This is a genomic window from Streptomyces sp. NBC_00286 (genome assembly GCF_036173125.1).
In the GTDB taxonomy this organism is placed as follows: domain Bacteria; phylum Actinomycetota; class Actinomycetes; order Streptomycetales; family Streptomycetaceae; genus Streptomyces.
This window is the reverse complement of sequence record NZ_CP108054.1, coordinates 6,776,394-6,795,914: the sequence shown is the minus strand read 5'-3', so window position 1 is coordinate 6,795,914 and position 19,521 is coordinate 6,776,394. Positions and strand designations below refer to the sequence as shown.

17 protein-coding genes and 1 pseudogene are annotated in these 19,521 nt (G+C 69.5%); 9 read left to right on the top strand and 9 right to left on the bottom strand.

Translation table 11 applies throughout. The annotated features are described in order from the left end of the window. Nucleotides 1-23: 23 nt before the first annotated feature. The gene (locus tag OHT21_RS30925) at nt 24-1,361 is read left to right on the top strand and encodes an FtsX-like permease family protein (protein WP_328771556.1); all 1,338 of its coding nucleotides are present in this window, start codon (nt 24-26) and stop codon (nt 1,359-1,361) included. A 334-nt stretch (nt 1,362-1,695) separates the two neighbouring features. On the opposite strand, the gene OHT21_RS30920 is transcribed toward OHT21_RS30925, so the two are convergent. Beyond that, nucleotides 1,696-2,232: an HNH endonuclease gene (locus OHT21_RS30920; RefSeq protein ID WP_328771555.1), complete on the bottom strand. Its 537-nt coding sequence runs from the start codon at nt 2,230-2,232 to the stop codon at nt 1,696-1,698. 289 nt (nt 2,233-2,521) lie between these two features. Between OHT21_RS30920 and OHT21_RS30915 the strand changes: the two genes are divergently transcribed. Both OHT21_RS30915 and OHT21_RS30910 read left to right on the top strand, forming a co-directional pair. Further along, nucleotides 2,522-3,613, top strand: a complete 1,092-nt coding sequence (locus OHT21_RS30915; RefSeq protein ID WP_328771554.1) for a mechanosensitive ion channel family protein — start codon at nt 2,522-2,524, stop codon at nt 3,611-3,613. A gap of 215 nt (nt 3,614-3,828) precedes the next feature. Beyond that, nucleotides 3,829-4,449 carry a Uma2 family endonuclease gene (locus tag OHT21_RS30910; protein WP_328771553.1) on the top strand — a complete coding sequence of 207 codons (621 nt, stop codon included), beginning with the start codon at nt 3,829-3,831 and terminating at the stop codon, nt 4,447-4,449. Here the strand turns inward: OHT21_RS30910 and OHT21_RS30905 are convergent. The 3 genes from OHT21_RS30905 to OHT21_RS30895 form a co-directional block, all read right to left on the bottom strand. Next, a complete protein-coding gene (locus OHT21_RS30905; RefSeq protein ID WP_328771552.1) occupies nt 4,436-5,185 on the bottom strand; it encodes a M20/M25/M40 family metallo-hydrolase in 750 nt (249 codons plus the stop codon). The two genes, OHT21_RS30910 and OHT21_RS30905, sit on opposite strands and share 14 nt — an antisense overlap. A gap of 13 nt (nt 5,186-5,198) precedes the next feature. Further along, entirely contained in the window at nt 5,199-5,627 is a 429-nt protein-coding gene (locus OHT21_RS30900; RefSeq protein ID WP_328771551.1) for a M20/M25/M40 family metallo-hydrolase, read from the bottom strand. Nucleotides 5,628-5,746: 119 nt separating this feature from the next. After that, nucleotides 5,747-6,589, bottom strand: a complete 843-nt coding sequence (locus tag OHT21_RS30895; protein ID WP_328771550.1) for an NAD(P)H-binding protein — start codon at nt 6,587-6,589, stop codon at nt 5,747-5,749. Nucleotides 6,590-6,676: 87 nt separating this feature from the next. On the opposite strand from OHT21_RS30895, the gene OHT21_RS30890 reads away from it, so the two are divergent. Then, nucleotides 6,677-7,099 (top strand): winged helix-turn-helix transcriptional regulator, encoded by a 423-nt coding sequence (locus OHT21_RS30890; RefSeq protein ID WP_328771549.1) that lies wholly within the window; start codon nt 6,677-6,679, stop codon nt 7,097-7,099. Nucleotides 7,100-7,510: 411 nt separating this feature from the next. Here OHT21_RS30890 and OHT21_RS30885 read toward each other — a convergent pair whose 3' ends face one another. From OHT21_RS30885 to wecB, 5 genes are all read right to left on the bottom strand, one after another. Beyond that, on the bottom strand, nt 7,511-8,158 hold the full coding sequence (locus OHT21_RS30885) for an FkbM family methyltransferase (protein ID WP_328771548.1): 648 nt from the start codon (nt 8,156-8,158) through the stop codon (nt 7,511-7,513). 124 nt (nt 8,159-8,282) lie between these two features. Further along, nucleotides 8,283-10,499 carry a glycosyltransferase gene (locus OHT21_RS30880; RefSeq protein WP_328771546.1) on the bottom strand — a complete coding sequence of 739 codons (2,217 nt, stop codon included), beginning with the start codon at nt 10,497-10,499 and terminating at the stop codon, nt 8,283-8,285. Beyond that, complete coding sequence (locus OHT21_RS30875) at nt 10,496-12,313, bottom strand: hypothetical protein (protein ID WP_328771544.1); 1,818 nt, start codon at nt 12,311-12,313, stop codon at nt 10,496-10,498. The genes OHT21_RS30880 and OHT21_RS30875 overlap by 4 nt, the downstream gene beginning before the upstream one ends. After that, nucleotides 12,313-13,032: a class I SAM-dependent methyltransferase gene (locus OHT21_RS30870; RefSeq protein WP_328771542.1), complete on the bottom strand. Its 720-nt coding sequence runs from the start codon at nt 13,030-13,032 to the stop codon at nt 12,313-12,315. The genes OHT21_RS30875 and OHT21_RS30870 overlap by 1 nt, the downstream gene beginning before the upstream one ends. Beyond that, nucleotides 13,025-14,113, bottom strand: a complete 1,089-nt coding sequence (gene wecB, locus OHT21_RS30865; protein WP_328771541.1) for a non-hydrolyzing UDP-N-acetylglucosamine 2-epimerase — start codon at nt 14,111-14,113, stop codon at nt 13,025-13,027. Before wecB ends, OHT21_RS30870 begins: the two co-directional genes overlap by 8 nt. Nucleotides 14,114-14,259: 146 nt before the next feature. Here wecB and OHT21_RS30860 point away from each other — a divergent pair, with 146 nt between their 5' ends. The 5 genes and pseudogenes from OHT21_RS30860 (at nt 14,260) to OHT21_RS30835 (ending at nt 19,487) form a co-directional block, all read left to right on the top strand. After that, nucleotides 14,260-15,603 (top strand): glycosyltransferase, encoded by a 1,344-nt coding sequence (locus OHT21_RS30860; protein WP_328771540.1) that lies wholly within the window; start codon nt 14,260-14,262, stop codon nt 15,601-15,603. Between the two features lie 124 nt (nt 15,604-15,727). Next, the gene (locus OHT21_RS30855) at nt 15,728-17,023 is read left to right on the top strand and encodes a nucleotide sugar dehydrogenase (protein ID WP_328771539.1); all 1,296 of its coding nucleotides are present in this window, start codon (nt 15,728-15,730) and stop codon (nt 17,021-17,023) included. Between the two features lie 62 nt (nt 17,024-17,085). Continuing rightward, a complete protein-coding gene (locus OHT21_RS30850; protein ID WP_328771538.1) occupies nt 17,086-18,255 on the top strand; it encodes a glycosyltransferase in 1,170 nt (389 codons plus the stop codon). Nucleotides 18,256-18,980: 725 nt separating this feature from the next. After that, nucleotides 18,981-19,289 (top strand): annotated as a pseudogene (locus tag OHT21_RS30840) (Scr1 family TA system antitoxin-like transcriptional regulator); the annotation flags it as partial. A gap of 3 nt (nt 19,290-19,292) precedes the next feature. Next, nucleotides 19,293-19,487: a DUF397 domain-containing protein gene (locus OHT21_RS30835; protein ID WP_328771537.1), complete on the top strand. Its 195-nt coding sequence runs from the start codon at nt 19,293-19,295 to the stop codon at nt 19,485-19,487. Nucleotides 19,488-19,521 lie beyond the last annotated feature (34 nt).

Sequence of the window (19,521 nt, the reverse complement as noted above, 5' to 3'; positions counted from 1 at the left end):
TGAGAGCCTCAGAGAAGGCTCGAATGATGGACGACCTCCGGCTCGCCTGGCAGCTCACGCGGGGTTCCGATCGGCGCGAGTGGTTGCGGGTGCTGCTGACCGCGGTGGGAGCCGCGCTCGCCACCGCCTTCGGGCTCGCGGCGCTCGGAATCGGCGCGGTGCGCGGAAACGTGGAGTTCCCGTATCTCAACGGGCTGCTGGATGAGCCGGGAGTACGTCACGGAGTGGTCGCCGCGCTGCTGCTCCTGCTGGTGCCGGTGCTCGGCTTCCTCGCGCAGTGCGCGCGGATCGGCGCCGTGCACCGGGACCGGCGGCTGGCCTCGCTGCGCCTGGTCGGGGCGACGGCCCCGCAGGTGCGGCGTATCGCGGCCCTGGAGGCGGGCCTCGCCTGTCTGCTGGGCTCGGTTGTCGCCGCGGCGGTCTGCGTACCCTCGGTGCTGCTCCTGTGGGACCGGCCTCCGCTGTGGCTGTGGGCCGCTTTCGCCGGGGCGACGCTGGTCGTGCCTGTGGTCGCCGCGCTGGTGAGCGTTCTCGCGCTGCGCCGGGTGGTGGCCTCGCCGCTGGGGTGGGTACGCCGGGTGCGGCCGGAGCGCGGCGGGAGCGCCATGCTCACGCTGGGGGCTCCCACGCTGATGGTGGGCGCCGGGGCCGTACTGGTCCTGACGGGGGGCCGGGAGTTGAGTTACACCGCGTTCCCGCTGGCGGTGTTCGGCGCGGTGACGCTGACCGCGGTGGGCTCGGTCGCCATTTCCGGGGGCACCGCCAAGCTCATGGGCCGGTGGCTCGCCGCGCGGACCAGCAACCCGGCGGTCCTGATCGCGGCCGAGCGCCTGCGCACCGACCCCTGGGCCGCCGCGCGCACCCACGCCGCCGTACTCCTGGTGACCATCGTGGGCGTGAGCTTCCTGGGCATACGGCAGCTGCTGCTCGACGACCTGAACGGACCGGGCCGCCATGTCGAGGACATGGCCTTCTACACCACCGGCATCAACCTCACGGGTGCCGCCGTCCTGGTCGCGCTGACCATCACCCTGAGCGGCCTCGCCGTAGGCGCCGCCGAGTCACTGGCCACCCGCCGCCACGGCCTCGCCGCCCAGGCCGCCGCCGGGGTCCCTCAAGCGGTGCTCGGCCGGGCCCTTCTCCTGGAGACGGCACTGCCCCTGGCCCCGGCGATGCTGCTCGCGGGCCTCGGCGGAACGGCGGTGTACCTCGCGTACGGGATCGTGGCGAAAGCCTCCGTCCCACTCCTGCTGCCGCTGCTGTTCCCGGCGATGGTGTACGCGTCCTGCCTCCTCGCGGCGGCGACGGCACTGCCGCTGCTGAGGCGGGTGGTGCAGCCGGGGGAGCTGCGTTACACGTAGCGGCGCGCCCCAAAGGGGCGCAGCGCTACGCCAAGTTGCGGCTCCGCCGCCGAGGGGGGCGCCCCTTTAGGGGCGCGCGGCTGTATCAATATGCGGCTCCGCCGCGCGGGCGCGACCAGCCCCGACGAACCCGCAGCCAACAGCTGACCGCAGTTCCCGGGCTCAACCCAGCGGAGCGCAGGGGCTCGGCTCTCCGGGAGGCACGAGGGGACTTCCCGGAGAGCCGTAACGCCGCAGTTCAGAGCCGTACAGCCGTACAGCTCTTAACGGGCCGGTCGGCTGGCCGAGGCCCGTATCGACGCACCGCGCCACGCCAATACGAAGGCCCGGATCGTCAGGCAGAAATGCCATCGATCCGGGCCATGGCGTCATCCGCGCCGTACGGCTGCAAGTACGGCAGCCAGCGCGGATCCCTATGCCCGGTCCCGATGATGCGCCAAGCCAACCCAGACGGCGGAGCCGGTTTGTGTCGCAGGCGCCAGCCGATCTCAAAGAGATGGCGGTCGGCCTTCACATGGTTGCAGCGGCGGCAGGACGCCACCACGTTGTCCCAGACGTGCTGACCCCCGCGGGAGCGCGGGATGACGTGGTCGACGCTGGTTGCGACGCCACCGCAGTACATGCACCGGCCCCCGTCGCGGGCGAACAACGCGCGACGGGTCAGCGGAACGGGCCCCCGGTAAGGGACCCGTACGAACCTCTTCAGCCGGACCACGCTGGGTGCGGGGACAGTAACGGTTGCACTATGCATAAAGGCGCCGGATTCCTCGAGGCAGACAGCCTTGTTCTCGAGGACGAGGACGAGCGCGCGGCGGAGCGGTACGACGCCGAGTGGCTCGTACGACGCGTTGAGGACCAGGACATGCGGCACGGATGCCTCCTTGTACGCCGGCGGCGCGTGGCTCGCGCCGGGACGATCTGCAGCCAGTCTCCCCTCATGCCTGGTGGAAGCGCCACCATGTCCCGGTAACGGGCTGGGAGTGTTTTCGACCACACCGTTTTCACTTCTTCGCGTTCATCCCCAGGTGAGCACAGTCTCTCCCTCGAACTTTGCGGCGATCCACACATGGTGCCCCGATAGTGTGTTGAGTCTGCCCGTCCGGTGACCTTCTTGTGACCCCCATGCCACGGGCGGACCGTTACGCCTGGAGGTTCCTGCCGTGTTCTTGTCCGTCCTGTCGATCGCCGAGCCCTCGGACGAACCCTCGGCTCCATCGCTCCAGGACGCCCAGGAAAGCGCGACCGAAGCCGCGAGCTGGGTGGAGCAGAACTGGTCGACGTGGCTCAGCATCGGGCTTCGTATCCTGCTGATCATCGTGATCGCGGGCGTCCTGAGAGTGATGATCCGGCGGGCCATCACCAAGCTGATAGACCGCATGAACCGCACCGCCCAGGCCGTCGACGGCACCGCCCTTGGCGGTCTCCTCGTCAACGTCGAGCGCCGCCGTCAGCGTTCCCAGGCGATCGGTTCGGTACTGCGCTCGGTGGCGTCCTTCCTGATCCTGGGCACGGCCGGGCTGATGATCCTCGGCACCTTCCAGATCAACCTGGCCCCGCTGCTGGCCTCGGCCGGTGTGGCGGGCGTCGCGATCGGTTTCGGCGCGCGCAACCTCGTGACCGACTTCCTCTCCGGCGTCTTCATGATCCTGGAGGACCAGTACGGGGTCGGCGACGAGATCGACGCGGGCGTGGCCACCGGCGAGGTCATCGAGGTCGGCCTGCGGGTGACCAAGCTGCGCGGCCCCAACGGCGCGATCTGGTACGTCCGCAACGGCGAGGTCAAGCGCATCGGCAACCTCTCCCAGGGCTGGTCCACGGCCGGCGTCGACGTCACGGTCCGCCCCGACGAGGACCTGGAGAAGGTCCGCCGCACCCTGCTCGCCGTAGGCGAGGAGATGAGCAAGGACGAGCCCTGGAACGAGCGCCTCTGGGGCCCGGTCGAGGTCCTGGGCCTGGACAGCGTCCTCCTCGACCAGATGGTCGTCCGAGTCTCGGCCAAGACGATGCCCGGCAAGGCCCTCTCCGTAGAACGCGAACTCCGCTGGCGCATCAAGAACGCCTTCGACGCGGCCGGCATCCAGATCGTGGGCGGCCTCCCACTCCAGCCGGAGGGCGAGGCGTCGGCCACCGACCTGACAGCGGGCATGGCCCCTCCGTCGGCGTACTCGAACACGTCGTCTCCACAGGCCCAGGCGGCTACGCCGCTCACGCCTGCACCGGCGGGTTCGGCTTCACCGAACGTCTCGAAGTAGCGGCCTGCATTGCACTGCGTACGAGGATGGCGGCGCCCGGAGGGATCTGGGCGCCGCTTCGTCGTCCACACAGTGACCGCCGAAAACGGTGCAGCAAACTCGTTCGGGTGAACGATTGCGGCATTACGTACCGGGCTCGGCCGGCCCACGCCATGGTTCTGCCGGGGCACCCAGCACGGGCGTAGCCTGGCATCGACGTGGCGAGGAGAACAGCGATGAGCGCCGAACCCATCACGGAGCCGGTCATGACGCAGCAGGACCCCATCGATCTGTTGATCGCGATCGAGGAAGCGTCTGTGGCGCCGATTCGACCCGAGTACGTCGAGGGGACGGTCATCGTGCCGCCGCGACCGGATTACAACCACAGCAAGGGCGCCGTCAAACTCGCTGTCCAGTTCCACACCGCCGGGTTCGAGCTGGCAGGCATGGGGCTGGGCTTCCGCGCCGCCCACAAGGACGGCAGCACCATGTCCCTGATCGTCCCGGACTTCTACGTCCTCCGTCGCGAACCGACCGAACTCGACGAGTCGTACCGCAAAGCCAACAAGGGCTGGTACCCCATCGACTTGATCGCCTTGATCGGCGAGGTCACGTCAACCAACCACGAGACGGACACCGGCCCGAAACTGCGCACGTACGCAGCCGCAGGCGTCCCCGTCTACGTCCTGATCAACCGCAACACCAACACGGCGCACTGCTACACCGATCCGATCCTCCCCGGCGACGACCCCACCAGGGCCTACTACGACGACGAGTCCAAGGTCGACCTCGGCGAGCCTCTCCCCCTCCCCCACCCGTATCCCACCCTGGACACGGCCCCCTTCAGGCCAAGGTAGCCAGTCGGCTGGTCAGGAAGCCTGCCATGGCACGGACTCCTATACCGAGGGCGCGCTCGTCCGCGGCGAAGTCCGGGGCGTGCGGTGTTCCGTTGAGGCCGGCCTCCGGGTTTGCGACGCCGAGGAAGAGCATCGCTCCGGGCACCTCCCGCAGGAAGAGTGCGAAGTCCTCGCCGTTGAAGGGGAATGCCGCGTGGAGCACGGTGACCGCGTCGTCGCCGAGGGTGCCTCGCAGATACGTGGCCGCGGCTTCACTCAGCTCGGGTGAGCACACCATGGCGGGGAACGGCTCGCAGGCGAAGTCGACTCGGGCACTCGGAAGTGAGGCCGCCGCTGTCCGCACAGCATCGCGGATCTCGGCGTACCGGCTGTCGGGCCAGGCGCGCAGCGACGCCCGTACGACCGCACCATCGGGCCCTGCTGTCAGCCGGGATCGTATGAAGACGAAGCGTGCCAGCGGACCGTCCGGTGTCCGGATATCGTGAACGATCCGCGCGTACTGCTCAGGCGTCTGCGGATACTCGACAGTCGACCAGCCATCGACGAGGGCGACGAAGCGCTGCGCGTCGGCAACGGCTTCCGGCCCCGTCAGTTCGACGTGGAAGTGATCCTGACCGGGCAACCCGAGGCCAGGCATTACCGCGAACGTGCCGACCGGGAACGGCCCGCAATGCAGGGCGTAGATCTCCTCGATCTCCTGGGGCAAGGTCCGCTCCAGGACGCCGCTCGCGATCATCGCCCGTGCGCCCTCAAGGGTCTCTTCGGCAGGCTGGAAGAGGAAAACGATCCGCCCCGTTCACGTACTCCCGCAGCCGAGCGAGGACCTCGGCGATGCCCACCCCGATCGCCGTATGCAGGTCGTGACCACACAGGTGTGCCGCGCCAGGGACCCGTGACGCGAACGCGCCGTCGAACGCTTCATCATCGTCAACCGCGTCCATATCGGCTCGGTACGCGACGACCGGCCCGGCACCCGCCCCCTCAGGCACGGCCACTACGCCATGGCCGCCCACCCCGGTCGAGACCACCAGCCCAGCGGCCCGAAGCCGCTCGGCAACAAGGGCCGCCGTATGCCGCCCGTCCCCGGCAAGCTCCGGCTGCCGGGGAATCGCGCGACGCAGCGCGATCAGTTCGTCTTCGATCTCGCCTGCGATCTCACCAATGGCCTTGCCGTCCATGGCTGTTGGCATACGAGGGAGGTTACTGGGCCGCCGGTCGTCCCGAGCTTGAGCTCGGCGACGCGGGGAGTTGGCAGCGGCCGACGTCCCCGGGCAGCCGAGCTGACATCGCGCACCAGTCAGCGAGGCGGAGAGCGCCGCTGAACGCCTGCTTCTGGTCTCGTCGCGGACGCGGCGACAGCGGCGGTAGCCAGTGGGTCGCGGGCTGGGCGGTCCAGGAGGTCCGTGAGGTCGGGGGTGGTGCCGTTCAGGAAGCCGTGTCGGATGCCCGTGGCGATCGAGACGAGCATGGGCGGCTGGAACGGCAGCAGCCCCGGGGTCTCGTGGAGGAGCCTGCGCCGGTACTCGGCCACACTGAGGGTGTGGTGCGGGACCCCGAGCCGGTCGGCCACCTGTCCCGCCGTGATCGGGGTGCCGACGAGGTCGTAGACACGTCCGCTGTGCCGTGTCGGATTCGCCGCAACGATCGCCGCTGCATCGGCGAGATCCTCTCGCGCGACCGCGGCCAGGGCGCCGTCCCCGAACGCGGACTCCGCACCCGTGCCGGCCCACATCAGGAGACCGCCGAAGAGTTCGGCGTAGAGGCCGTTGCGCAGGATCGTCCACGGCAATCCACTTGTCCGGACGAGGCGTTCGGTCGCACGGTGCGCGAGCGCGAAACCGAGATGGTCACCGGCACCGGTCAGGCTTGTGTAGACAACGTGATGGACGTCATCGCGGACGGCAGCGTCAAGGACCGCCGCGTGCCGCCCGACAACCTGGTCGTCCTCGGCATAACCGGCGGAAATCAGCACCAGGGTCGACACACCGGCGAGATCGAGGCCCCCATGGTCGTCGAAGTCGAGACGCCGCATTCCCTCGCTGGGCGTGCGGCTGCCGCCCTTCGCGGCGGCGCCACGAGCACGCAGCGCCGCAAGAGTGGACGAGCCCAGATTCCCGTTCGCTCCGGTCACCAAAATCATGTCAATCGCAGTCTTCCGTCGTGGTTCTCATCGGTAACTACGCTTGATCCTTGACCGCACGCCCACGGGCTACAAGAAGGCAGTTTGATGTCACTCACGCACACCGGGGTAACCGCCACCCCCGCCGACCTCGATCCCTGCGGACGCGAAGACCACCCCGACTGCGGCATCCGCGACGTCCTGGACCGCATCGGGGACAAGTGGTCGGTGCTCGTGATCGTCGAACTCGCGGGCGGGCCGCGCCGGTTCCGCGAACTACAGCGCGCCATCGACGGCATCTCCCAGCGGATGCTCACCCTCACCGTACGCAGACTCGAACGCGACGGCCTCGTGCTGCGCACCGTGTACCCGACCGTTCCGGCCCGGGTCGACTACTGCCTGACCGAGACCGGGACCGGCCTGACCCACCTGGTCAAGGCACTCGCCGACTGGTCCCTCGCCCACCGTGCCGTCATCGCCGACGCACGCAGCGCGTACGACCACACCCACCCCGACCATGACATCCGCTGACGAGAACCGACAACGCCCCTACCGGACGCATGTCAAGGATGTGCTGCTCCTGTGAGCTCATCTCCCCCCGCCTTCAGGAGCGGCGTTGTACATCCAGGCAGCGCGCGTCGTCGGAAGCAATCGCGCCGTACGGTTCGAGAACCGAATGCTCACCTTGATCGTTCCAGGAACCGCCCGTCAACCCGTCTCCTCATCGGTGACCCAGGGATCCGATGGCTGGTATCGGGTTACCGTGCGCATCGGATCAGGCGAACGCACAATCAGGATCCGCCCCGATGGCTATATGACGGACTGACCTGTTCGGGAGGACTCGGTCTGGCTGGCCCCGCTGTACGTGCGCCGCTGGACCAGCGAAACGATCTACCAGTCGGAGGCAGCCTGACGCGGCCCCGCGATCTGCTACGACAGAGCCTACGGCGTCCCGCCCGGAGATGGCACGATGAACTCGTAGGTGGGTGAGGCATTGAACACCTTTCCTGTGGCCTGGTACCCGTGCGGTTTCAGAACGGAAAGGATCCGGGCCAGTTCTTCTTCCGTGTGCGCCTCCGCGAACACCCGCGGCCGGTGACGCCTCAGCATTTCCTGGGCCCCCGCGAGCGCCTGCGACTCCATGCCTTCGATGTCGAGCTTGATTACGGCGACTGGTCCTCTCACGAGCGTATCCAGCCGACGCGTGTGGAGCGTGTGGTTCACCCGGTCCAGACGGACGTCCACAGTGCCCTCGCGGTCGGACAGTGCCCAGTGCGAGGTGGTCACTCGGCTCTGTACGTCGTTGAGTTCCAGGTTGCGTTGAAGACGTTTCATTGCTGCTGAACGCGGTTCGAATGCATATACCCGGTCAGAAGGGCAGTGCACAGCGAAGAAGACCGTGTGTGTTCCGATGCATGCGCCGGCGTCAACGTATGTTCCCGGGATCTGCAACGAGGCAATGTAGTGAAGGAAGGCATGTTCATAGAATTTGCCCTTGAGCAGCGGCCCATACATGGTGCCGGGGCTCTCCAGATCGACGCCCTCGTCGTCGAAGTGGCAGATTTTCCCCGCATACTTGATGTCGATCACAAGTGGTCTCCTCTCATTGTTCAAACCGGTTCGGTCGTCACGCTTCCACGGCACGATCCGCCATGCGTCCCGTCCTTGGTGGCGAGTCCCCGGGCACCGGACAGCGCTCCGGGAGACTCGGGTATCACCTGGACGCGAGCAGTTCCGCCCAGTCCCGGGCCACCCGCTCCAGCGAGAAGGAATTCCGCACCTGAGTGCGGGCCAACTCTCCGGCCGACTGCCAGTCGTCCGGGCCGAGATCGGCGATTACGTCCGCCATCGCCTCCGGGCTGTCATGGATCCACCGTCGGTCGTAGATCTCGTCCGCACCCGCCCAGGGCAGCAGCGCAGGTACGGCGCGGGAGGCCATACCCTCGGCCGTGGCGAGGTGGAAGCTTTCCAGGTCGCTGGTGGACAGCACATGGCCGATGCGCCTGAGCCAGCTCGGCACGTCCGGTCCGAAGGCGTCGAAGACGACGGCGCCCTCCAGCAGCGGCGAGGTCTGCACGCGGCGCAGCACGGCGTCGTAGTGCGCGCGCTCCTCGGGCTTGTTCCAGATCCACCAGTACTCCCACGGCGGCTTCGACTTGACCGACAGATGCCAGCGCCGATCCTGGGCGCGCAGCTTCTCGAGGACGTCGAGGCCGAGGTCGAGGCGTTTGAGGCTCGGCACGATGCCGATCATGCCGAGGCGGAACCGGGCCCCGGGCACCTTGGGGCGGTCGAGCTGAGCGGTGTCGACCCAGTTCGGGATGACCGTGATCTTCGACTCCGGCCAGCCCGTGTGTTCGCGGGTACTGCGGGCGTACTGCGGGCTGACGCACACCACCCGGTCGACCGCGTCGATGTCGACCTGCCGCGGCCATGGGCCGGTCAGTTCGAAGCGGTGCAGCCGTACGACGAGACGGCTGCCGCGTCGCTTGTGGCGGCTGTACCAGACGGCGGCCGGTCCGCACCACTCGACGAACACCACGTCGGCCCAGTCGGCGAGCTCCTTGCTCGCGGCCGGGTCGTGGCGGGCGAGCGCGGGCCAGGCGTCGATGCGTACGTCGAGGCCGGGCAGTGCGCGGAAATGGTCGAGCAGCCGGGTGAGGAACTTCAGGTCGTGGCCCGCGACACCGACCCGCAACGGCTGTTGCCGTGCGCCCACGGCAGGTGATCCCCCCTTCTCGAGCGAAGTCGAGAGCCTGGAGGAGGACGGGAAGGCGCGGTCGAGGTGCGCGCGCCAGCGGTTCGCCGCGGCCTCCAGGGTGTACCGCTGGGCGGCCTCCCGGCAGCGTTCGGCCGCCAGCCGCCGGGCTCCGGGCTCGTGGACTGCGAGCGCGACGGCGTCGGCGGCGTCGTCGAGCACGGCGTCCCCGGGCACGTACAGCGGATAGTCGCGGCCGAGCAGCGTCTCGTGCGCGGGCGTGCGGTTTACGACGACGGGCAGACCGAGTACCCCGAACTCCAGGACTTTGGTGGAGAGTTCGAGGCTGGCGTCGAGGAACGTGTCCCTCCAGCCCAGACCCAGATCGCAGTCGGCGGCGATGCACATGGCCTCCTCGCGTGACTTGCCGCCGTGATGGTGGACGCCGGGTGCGCGCAGCGCCTGGATCATCTCGGGCTTGAAGTCGGGGCGGGCCCGGTCGTCGTGGATCTTGTCGCCCACCGTGTGGAGTTCTGCACGGATGTTCCGCTCACCGAGCAGCGTCGGCAGACGTGTCATGGGCAAGGTGTTCCAACGCGGCGCGAACTTGCCGGTGTAGACGAGCCGTAGCGGATCGTGCGGCCTGTCGCGCTCCGGCAGGGGCAATGCGGGTACGGGCACGGCGGGTGGGCACAGCACGCTCTTGCCGCAGGCCTCCGGCACCCAGGTATCCAGGAAGCAGCGCAACTCCTCCGTCTGGCACAGGATGTGGCGGCAGGAGCCGGCGATGCGGGCGAGGTCCGCGCGGGCCGTCTCGGTCATCCCGGCAGGCGACTGCGGGATATCGGTGAGATAGGCCCAGATCCGCCCGTCGAAGGCGCCGTCGGCGACCAGGCGCCTGACCACTCTCTGACCGCGCAGCACCAGCAGGTCGCAGCGCTCGTCACCATCCAGCCGGGCGAGCAGCTGCGAGGCCTGCCCGGGTGAGAGGGAGGAGCGCGGCCCCTGTTCGGGCACCAGCCGCTTCTCGTAGGGGCGCACCACCGTGACCCCGGGCAGCCCGGCCAGCGGTTCGATCAGTCTCTCGGTGCGGACCGGTGACTTGAGGACGAGCCGGGCCCGGCAACCCGCCAGCGACAGTGCCTGCACCGTCGACTGGGCCCATACGGCGGAGCCGTCGATGATGTTGAGGTCGACGTCGCCGTAGACGAGGGCGTTGAACGTGCGGGTCATGCGATCTCCTTCCCGCGTACGGCGAACAGCCGGTGCCCCGTGCGGAACCAGGTGTCCGCGGAGGTGCCGGCCAAGAACAGGGACCGGCGGACGAGGGCGGGCCGCAGGTCCGGTACGAAGGCGTAGTCGTCGTCGGCGGGCGTGTGGCCCACTGCGTCCGCGCCCGAGTACTCCTGGGCGCACATCAGGTCGAGCAGCAGGGTGTCCGGGCGGTCCACGGACAGGTCGGTCCAGTCCGCGACCCACGGGGCGGTGGGTTCGCCGGCGTGGACGGCGACGCCCGCGGCGGTGAGTTCGTCGAGCGCGACACCCGCCGGGTCGGGCACGGCCACCTCGGCCGGCCGGTGCACCTGGCGGAGCACTTGGTCGGTGAGCCGGGCGATGTCGGTGTCGTCCCGGGGCGAGGCCAGGACGGCGACGCGTCGCCGGTCCAGCGGGTCGGGGGCCCCGACCAGACTGGCGAGCCGGGACAGCCGCATGCGGGTGCCGGCGTGGCTGAACGCCTCCCACAGCCCTTCCCTGCCGTCCGCGACCGGGTCCAGCCCGGACAGCCGTACGCCGGTGTCGCCGTCGATGACAGCGTCCCAGGCGAGGTGGGCGAGCCCCGGTGCACCTGACGTCGGGGCGTCCCGCCACAGCACCGACTTCCGTCCCAGGGCCTTTGCCCGGCCTACGAGTTCGGCCAGGCTGCGGTCCAGGTCGGGGGCCAGTCCGGTGCCGGTGAGCGACCACGGACCGATGGCGTCGGAGCAGGCGCTCAGCTGGACGACGAGCGCGTCCGGGCCGGTGCGCTCCACGAGGAGCCGTCCGTCGTGCGGCAGTAGCCGGTTGACGACGGCGTACGCCGCGAAGTCCTCGGCGGTGCTGTCGCCGAGCACCCCCGCGATCACGAGCCGGTCGCGGGGCGCCGAGGAGAAGCCGCGGTGGGCGAGGTGGAGGCGGCCGTCGGGCACGGCGGCATCCGCTTCCCGGGTCTGTGGGACCGGGGCCGGACGGGCCGCCCTTCCGCGCCCGCGTCCACGCCACATGCTGTACAACTCCCGCGGCAGCCGCACCATCCCGCGCCCCGGTGACCGGGCCGCCGCGACCAGTGCCCGTCCGGCCCTCAGCGAAGTCGAGCCCTCCAGCATGGCCACCCGAGCCTCCAGCAGCTCGACCCGGTCCCGGGCGCCGCGCAGCGCGGAGTCCAGCTGCGCCTTCTCCCGCGTGACGGCGGCCAGGTGCTCGGCCGTGCCGCCGTCGCGCGCGTCGTCCAGGGCGCGGGCGGTCTCCTCGGCCGTACGCTCCAAATCGAGCGTGCGGGCGCGCAGGGCACGGGAGGCGAAGTCGGCGAGGACGTACTCGCCGACCACGCGCAGCTGCGTGGCGAGGCCGTCCGACGGTACGGGACGGCCGAACCAGTCGTGGAGCGGCAGGAGTTCCTCGGTGCAGGCGAAGACCGCGCCCGCGTGTAGGTGGGTGTAACCGAGGGCGGAGGCGCGCAGCACCTGGCAGCGATGGGTGACCAGGTGGTCGAGCAGCCGGTGGTAGGGCAGTTCGAGGCCGTCGTGGCCGAAGAGGATCAGGCCACGGCCGCCGGGGCGCATCCGCTCCAGTACCGTGAGGCAGGCCTCCTCATCACCGTGCAGCTTGGGATCGGGACCGTAGGACAGCAGCACCAACTGGCCTGGGCCGATGGTCTGTTCCTGGGTGCTCAACCTGACACCGGGCGGCAGATGAACATAGCGGTCGAGGCGCAGACCGCCGCCCGCCGTGGCGTCCACGACGGTGGTGACGCCGTCCAGGTGAGGGTGGAGCAGATCGGTCAGGCGCATCAGCGGGTCCTCGTGAAGACGTGGAAGCCGAGTGGGTTCTCGCGGAATCCGTAGGGCTTGAACAGGGTGTGGCGCAGTCCGAGGGGATCGAGTTCCCTGCGGTAGGCGGCCGTTGGGCGGTGCACGATGTAGTCGCCGAGCGGGGTGCGCTCGTTCCCGTCCTGGTCGGCGACGATCAGACGGCCGGTGACCCGCACGAGGGAGGCGAGATTGCGCAGGCCGGCCGCCCACTGGGCGTCGTCCATGACGTGGAAGAGGACGTCCACGCACAGCACGACGTCGTACGGCCAGGGATTGCGCCAGTCGGTGAGCGAGGCTTCGGCGTAGCGCGGACCGCCGCCCTCGGCGCGGGCGTGCGCGACGGCCGCGGGGCTGGTGTCGAAGGCGTCGACGCGATGGCCGCAGCGTGCGAGTGCCCGGGCGAAGTGCCCTTTGCCGCAGCCCGCGTCGAGCACGAACAGCGGAGACTGGGTACTCGACAGATCGCCGATGAGGGTGAGCAGGGCGCCGAGCCGCAGCGCGTAGAAGATCTCGTTGCCGGGACGGTCGAGGCCGATGTGGCCGCCGGAAGCGAGGTCGTCGCGTTGCCGGTGGCGGGTGTTCCAGTAGGCGCGGGTTCGGTCGTCGGCCGTGGTGGGGGCGCCCGTCGCGGCGCAGTTGTCCGGCGTGGTGCGGGTTCCCTGCGTGGCGAGGTCGTCCGCCGTGGTGATGTCAGCCATGGCTCTCCAGCCACCGGGTGAGCACCCGCGCGATACGAGGGCCCGCCTTTCCGTCCCACAACGGCGGCCCCTCGGCCGGCACCGTCGCCGTGCCGGCCAGCACCTTGTCCAGGGCGGGCGCCAACTCGTCATGCCGCACCAGGCGGTTGGTGCCGTGGGTGACGGTGACCGGGCGCTCTGTGGTGCTGCGCAGGGTCAGACACGGGACGCCCAGCACGGTGGTCTCCTCCTGGACTCCGCCCGAGTCGGTGATCACGGCTGCGGCGCCCCGGACCAGGCTCATGAACTCCACATAGCCGAGCGGTTCGAGGAGGTGGATGCCGGGCGCCTCCGCGAGGCCCGCCGCGCGCAGCGCCGCCCCGCCGCGCGGATGCAGTGGTACGGCGAGGTCCAGGTGGGCCGCGGCCTCGGTCAGGGCGCGGGCGGCGGCCCGGGCCGCCTCGGGGTCGTCGACGTTCGCGGGCCGGTGCAGTGTGACCACGCCGTAGCGTTCGGGCAGTCCGTACGCGGCACGGGCGGCGGCCGAGTCGAAGCGGTCCAGATGGCCGAGCAGGGTGTCGATCATGGGATTGCCGACGAGGTGGACGCGAGCCGGGTCGACGCCCTCCCGGGCAAGGTGGCCGACAGCCTCCGGGCTGGTGGCGAACAGCAAGTCGGCGAGCTGGTCGACCAGACGCCGGTTGACCTCCTCCGGCATCGTCATGTCGAAGCTGCGCAGGCCCGCCTCGACATGGGCGAGGGGGATGGAGAGCTTGGCGGCGACCAGGGCGGCGGCGAGCGTGGAGTTGACATCGCCGTAGACCACGACCACGGTCGGCGCCCGGGCGGTCAGCTCGGCCTCCAGCGCCACCAGCAGGTCGGCCGTCTGCCGCGCGTGACTGCCCGAGCCGACGCCGAGGTCGGTGTCCGGTTCGGGCAGGCCGAGCTGGCGGAAGAAGACGTCCGACAGGCGTTCGTCGTAGTGCTGGCCGGTGTGGACGAGGACCTGGTCGCAGCCGACCGCGCGCAGCGCGGCGACGACCGGTGCCGCCTTGACGAAGTTCGGCCTGGCGCCGACGACATGGAGTACCTGGCCGTTCATTTCCGTTGTTCTCCGCTCCGTCGGCCTACCGTTCCGATATGCCACTCCGTATCCCATATGCACTTATTCTTGCGGCATCGGTGGCTTGGGCCGAGCTGCGCCACGACCCCGTTCGGGCGATACTGCTCGGCTTCCGTCTCTTGCCGGTGGCTGCCCGACACCGACTGCGCCGGTTCGAGCGGTGGCTCACTGCCCGCGCCCGCACGGCCGGACCAACCGCGACGCCCTCCGCAGCCCGGCTCCCCGCACCCGTCGGGCGGACCGTCCGCCCCGTGCCGGGCCGGGTCCTCCATCTCGTCACCAACGGGCTGCCGTTCAAGCACGCCGGCTACACCGTGCGCACCCAGGCGCTGACCGAGGCACAGCGGGCGGCCGGGCTCGATCCGCACGTCGTGACGCGCATGGGGTTCCCGGTCGCGCAGGGGGTGCTGGACGCCCGCCCCTTGCAGATCGTGGGGGATGTGCCGCAGCACCGGCTGCTGCCGCTGGTGCTGCCGTACGGGCAGAGCGCGGCGCTGGCCCGCAACGTCGAGTTGGCCGGCCGTCTGGCGGAGCGGCTGCGGCCCAGCGTCTTGCACGCGGCGACCGACCACGGCAACGGGCGTGTGGCGCTGGCCCTGCGCGAGACCTACGGACTGCCCGTGATCTACGAGGTACGGGGCTTTCTGGAGGAGACCTGGCTGACGCAGGCCCCGGGCCGTTCCCGCGACGACGAGACCTACCGCGCCCGGCGCGATCTGGAGACGTACTGCATGCGCGAGGCCGATCTGGTGCTGACGCTGGGCGCGGCGATGAAGGCCGAGATCGTGGCGCGGGGGGTGCCCGAGGAGCGGGTCCTCATCTCGCCGAACGCGGTGGACGAGACATTCCTCGCTCCGCTGCCGGACGGCGCGCCGCTGCGTGCCCGGCTCGGCATCGCTTCGGACGACCTGGTCGTCGGCACCGTCAGCAGTCTTACGCCACACGAGGGCATCGGCACGTTGCTCTGTGCGGGTGCCGAGTTGCGGCGCCGGGGAGTACCCCTACGACTGCTGATCGTGGGCGACGGTCCGGAACGCCCAGCGCTGCAGCGACTTGCCGCCCGACTGGGCCTCGACGGCGGCGTAGCCCTGTTCACCGGTCGGGTGCCGCACTCCCAAGTGCGCGATTACTACGCCGCGTTGGACGTCTTTGCGCTGCCACGCACCGACGACCGCGTATGCCGTCTGGTGACCCCTCTCAAGCCGGTCGAGGCGATGGCGAGCGGCCTTCCCGTCGTCAGCAGCGACCTCGCAGCCATGCGGGAACTGGTCGAGCCAGGAGTGAGTGGTCTCCTGATTCATTCTCAATCACCCCGTGTCTGGGCAGATTATCTTGAAGAACTTATTTACTGTCAAAAGCGACGAAACGAATGGGGAGCAGCCGCCCGTGAGCTGGTCGCGCGCGAACGCACCTGGAAACGGGTCGCGGCCACGACCCGTGAGGCGTACCGCAGTCTCGGATGCGTCTGACGCCCAGACCCCCCAGCCGCACCGTCCTGCACCTTCGGTCCATCACGTCCTGCAGTCCGGCAGGACCTGCCTTGAGGCGGAGTGAATCGCTATGCAACTCTCACCGGCCGAACCCCTCGGGGAATTGAGTGCACTACTGGCTGAGGAGGAAGAACGCGACGACCGCGTCGAACTCGCGGTGATCGGTCTCGGTTACGTCGGACTGCCGCTCGCGCGTGAGGCGGCCTCCGTCGGCCTGAGAGTCGTGGGGCTCGACCGGGACCCCTGGGTCGTCGCGGGACTCAACGCCGGCCGCTCCCACGTCGACGACGTGTCGGATGAGGACGTCCGCCGGATGCGGGAGGCGGGCTTCACGGCGTGCACGGACGACGCCTGTCTCGCCCGGGCGCAAACCGTGGTGATCTGCGTGCCGACCCCGCTCAGCGAGGACGGAGGACCCGACCTGAGAGCGGTGACCTCGGCCGCCCGCGCGGTCGCGAGCAGGCTGCGGCCCGGACAGCTCGTCGTCCTGGAGTCGACCACCTATCCGGGCACCACCGAGGAGGTCGTACGGCCGCTACTGGAGGAGTCCGGGCTGCGGGCGGGCGAAGACTTCGCACTGGCCTTCTCACCGGAGCGCATCGACCCCGGCAACACCACGCACGGACTGCGCGAGACACCCAAGGTGGTCGGCGGTTGCACCCCGTCGTGCGCCGCCCAGGCGGTCGCCTTCTACGGAAAGCTCGTCGACACGGTCGTCCAGGCCAAGGGCACCCGCGAGGCCGAGATGGCCAAACTGCTGGAGAACACCTATCGGCACGTGAACATCGCACTCGTCAACGAACTGGCCATCATCAGCCGCGAGTTGAATGTCGACGTCTGGGACGCCATCCGCTGCGCGGACACCAAACCTTTCGGCTTCCAGGCCTTCCGGCCGAGCGCCGGAGTGGGCGGGCACTGCATCCCCATCGACCCCAACTACCTGTCGTACAAGGTGCGTTCCTCGCTCGGCTACGACTTCCGCTTCGTCGAGCTCGCCCAGGACATCAACCGGCGGATGCCCGAGTACGTCGTACGTCGCGCCCAGGACCTCCTCAACACCGCGGGCCGGCCGCTGCGCGGCTCCCGGGTGCTGCTACTCGGCGTCACCTACAAGCCCGACGTCGCGGACCAGCGCGAGACCCCGGCCCTGCCGGTGGCCCGGCTGTTGCGAGGGCGGAAAGCCGAAGTGTCCTTCCATGACCCGCACGTGCCGCTGTGGACCGTCGACGGGGTGACCGTCCCACGCGTCGGCGATCTCATGGCGGCCGTACGCGATCACGACCTGACGATCCTGCTGCAAGACCACTCGGCGTACGACCTGCCGTTGCTCGCCGACGAGGCCCGCCTGCTGTTCGACACCCGAGGGCGGATCTTCCAGCCCGGGGTCGAAGTTCTGTAGACCGCCACCCACCACGGCAGGTGCCAACGCCCTTGGGCTGCCAGAGAGTTATGAGGCTTTTGATGCGTGTACTCGTCGTCACGGTGGTGCATCACCCCGAGGATGCTCGGATCCTGCACCGGCAGATCGCCGCCCTCCGAGAGCGCGGCCACCAGATCGTGTACGCGGCACCGTTCGCGGCATGCGGCGTCGTGACGCCACGGTCGGGCGTTGAGGGCGTAGACCTCCCCCGGGCCGTCGGCCGCGACCGCCGCGCTGCGCTGCGCGCGGCCGCCAAGTTGCTGGCCGAGCGCGGGCCGGAGGCGGACGTAGTGCTGCTGCACGACCCGGAACTGCTGCTGGCCCTGCCCGGCGCGATGCGCCATTGGCGGCGTGGCGGGCGGGCTCCGGTGACGGTGTGGGACGTGCACGAGGACACGGCAGCGGCGCTCGTCATGAAGCGCTGGGTGCCGGGCGTGCTGCGGCCACCGCTGAGGCTGGGAATGCGGGCCGCCGAACGGCTGGCGGAGCGGCATCTGCGGCTCCTGCTGGCCGAGGACGCTTACCAGGCCCGCTTCCGCGATGTCCACCCCGTCGTGCCGAACTTCGCGACCGTACCGCCCCTTCCACCCGAGCCGCCCTGCGACGGCCGCGTCGTTTATCTCGGTCACCTGTCCCGGGCACGCGGCGTACTGGACATGATCGAAACAGCGCGTCTGCTGGGACCCGCCGTGCGGGTCGAGGTGATCGGCGCGGCGAACCCGGACGTACGAGACGCACTCACACAGGCCCACCGGGAAGGAGTGCTGCGCTGGTACGGCTTCCTGCCCAACAACCGTGCGCTCGCCAAGCTTTCGGGCGCTCTGGCCGGCCTCTCGCTCCTGCACGACCAGCCCAACTACCGCCACTCGCGCCCGACCAAGGTCGTCGAGTACATGGCCCACGGTGTACCGGTCGTCACCACGCCCACCCCGTTCGCGTCGGAGCTGGTCGAGCGGCACGGCTGCGGACTGGTCGTACCGTACGAGGATCCGGCGGCCGCGGCGGAGGCCGTACGACGTCTGCGTGCCGACCCCGAACTCCGAGCGCACGCAGCTCGGCAGGGTCGTGAGGCCGCCCTCGCCGGTCTGAACTGGCAGGTCAGAGCCGCCGAGTTCGCGGCCCTGCTGGAGCGATGGGTGAACGAGGCCGACACCGGCAAGCGCGTCGCTTCCGGCTCCGCACCAAAGAGTGACGCGGCTCTTGTCGGCTGACCACGGCGTACGGCATGGTCATCAGCCGCCTCTTTCGCTCGTCGAGCACCGTTCCGGCACGTGCCCACGCCAGCGCCATCCCCGTCACTGCTTCGCGTCCACGAGCAGAACTGCCTTCCCGACCAGGTCCCACTCCGCGTAGACGGTCTTGCCGACGGTACGAGGCGCGAGTCCCCAGCGGTCTGCCAGGGCCCCGACCAGCAGCAGCCCTCGCCCCCGAACTGGCCGTCCTCCCCCGCCGGCCGAGGACTGGGCAGCCGCTCGCTACGCGGGTCGCTGACCTCGATGCGGAGTACGGAGCCGGTGAGCACGATCCGCACACGGATGAGCCGGTCTCGGAGGCTGCCGTGCAGCATGGCATTGGTAGATCTTGTCGCGCAGCATGTCTGGGACGTCGAGGTGCCATCCTTCGCGAAGGTGTGTGCCGACATCGGGGTGCTGATGTGCGCGTTCAAGGAATTTCCTGTTTCCCCAGCAGTTCGACCGTAGCCAGCCGGGCGACCAGTCCGCCATCCACTTTCGATACACGCCTGGTGCTGCGCCGCGGAACTCCCGCGGCGCAGCATCAGGGACCAAGGGCCAGGGGGCACCGAGGGAACTCGCCGGGGGTGACCGGCGAAGGAGAGGTGAAAGCCCAAGCCTTCGAAGCGTCCCCAGGACGAGAGGAGCCCCGATGACCGTCGAGCCAGGCGTCCGCACGGGGGCGGAGAGGCCAACTCGTCGGCGGCCCGGACGTGATGCGAGCGCAGCTCGAACACCTGCTGAACGTGGCCAAGTTGCCGAACATCCGGCTGCAAGTACTCCCCTACCGCACGGGTGGACACCCCTGCGTCGGTGGCGCGTTCAATATCATCTCGTTCGCCGAAACCGAGGCCGTGGACGTGGTCCACGTGGACGCCATCACGTCTACCGTGTGGGTGGAGAACGAGGACGACAGCGCCAAGTACAGCCAGTACTTCGACCGTACGGCCCGCCTGAGCCTCGCTCAGCACGACGCCGTCCAGCTGATCGACAGCATCCGTCAGGAGATGTAGGCCTTGCCCGAGTTCGACTTCGTGAAGTCCAGCTACAGCACGTCCGGCGGGGAGTGCGTCGAAGTTGCCCGCAACATCCCCCACACCGTCGCCGTCCGCGACTCAAAAGACCCCAGCGGCGCGATACTTCGCCTCACCCCGGAAGCCTGGGCTCACTTCACGGCATCGTGCCCTCGTATGACCCGTTGCTCGGCGTGAGTCGGCTCGCCGGGAATCCCGCCATGGCGCGCAC

Coding starts and splice junctions, on each gene's coding strand:
- OHT21_RS30880 (WP_328771546.1), bottom strand. CDS start 10,499: ATGACCCGCACGTTCAACGCCCTCGTCTACGGCGACGTCGACCTCAAC.
- OHT21_RS30925 (WP_328771556.1), top strand. CDS start 24: ATGATGGACGACCTCCGGCTCGCCTGGCAGCTCACGCGGGGTTCCGAT.
- OHT21_RS30850 (WP_328771538.1), top strand. CDS start 17,086: ATGCGTGTACTCGTCGTCACGGTGGTGCATCACCCCGAGGATGCTCGG.
- OHT21_RS30890 (WP_328771549.1), top strand. CDS start 6,677: ATGTCACTCACGCACACCGGGGTAACCGCCACCCCCGCCGACCTCGAT.
- OHT21_RS30875 (WP_328771544.1), bottom strand. CDS start 12,313: ATGCGCCTGACCGATCTGCTCCACCCTCACCTGGACGGCGTCACCACC.
- OHT21_RS30905 (WP_328771552.1), bottom strand. CDS start 5,185: ATGATCGCGAGCGGCGTCCTGGAGCGGACCTTGCCCCAGGAGATCGAG.
- OHT21_RS30910 (WP_328771553.1), top strand. CDS start 3,829: ATGAGCGCCGAACCCATCACGGAGCCGGTCATGACGCAGCAGGACCCC.
- OHT21_RS30870 (WP_328771542.1), bottom strand. CDS start 13,032: ATGGCTGACATCACCACGGCGGACGACCTCGCCACGCAGGGAACCCGC.
- wecB (WP_328771541.1), bottom strand. CDS start 14,113: ATGAACGGCCAGGTACTCCATGTCGTCGGCGCCAGGCCGAACTTCGTC.
- OHT21_RS30895 (WP_328771550.1), bottom strand. CDS start 6,589: ATGATTTTGGTGACCGGAGCGAACGGGAATCTGGGCTCGTCCACTCTT.
- OHT21_RS30900 (WP_328771551.1), bottom strand. CDS start 5,627: ATGGACGGCAAGGCCATTGGTGAGATCGCAGGCGAGATCGAAGACGAA.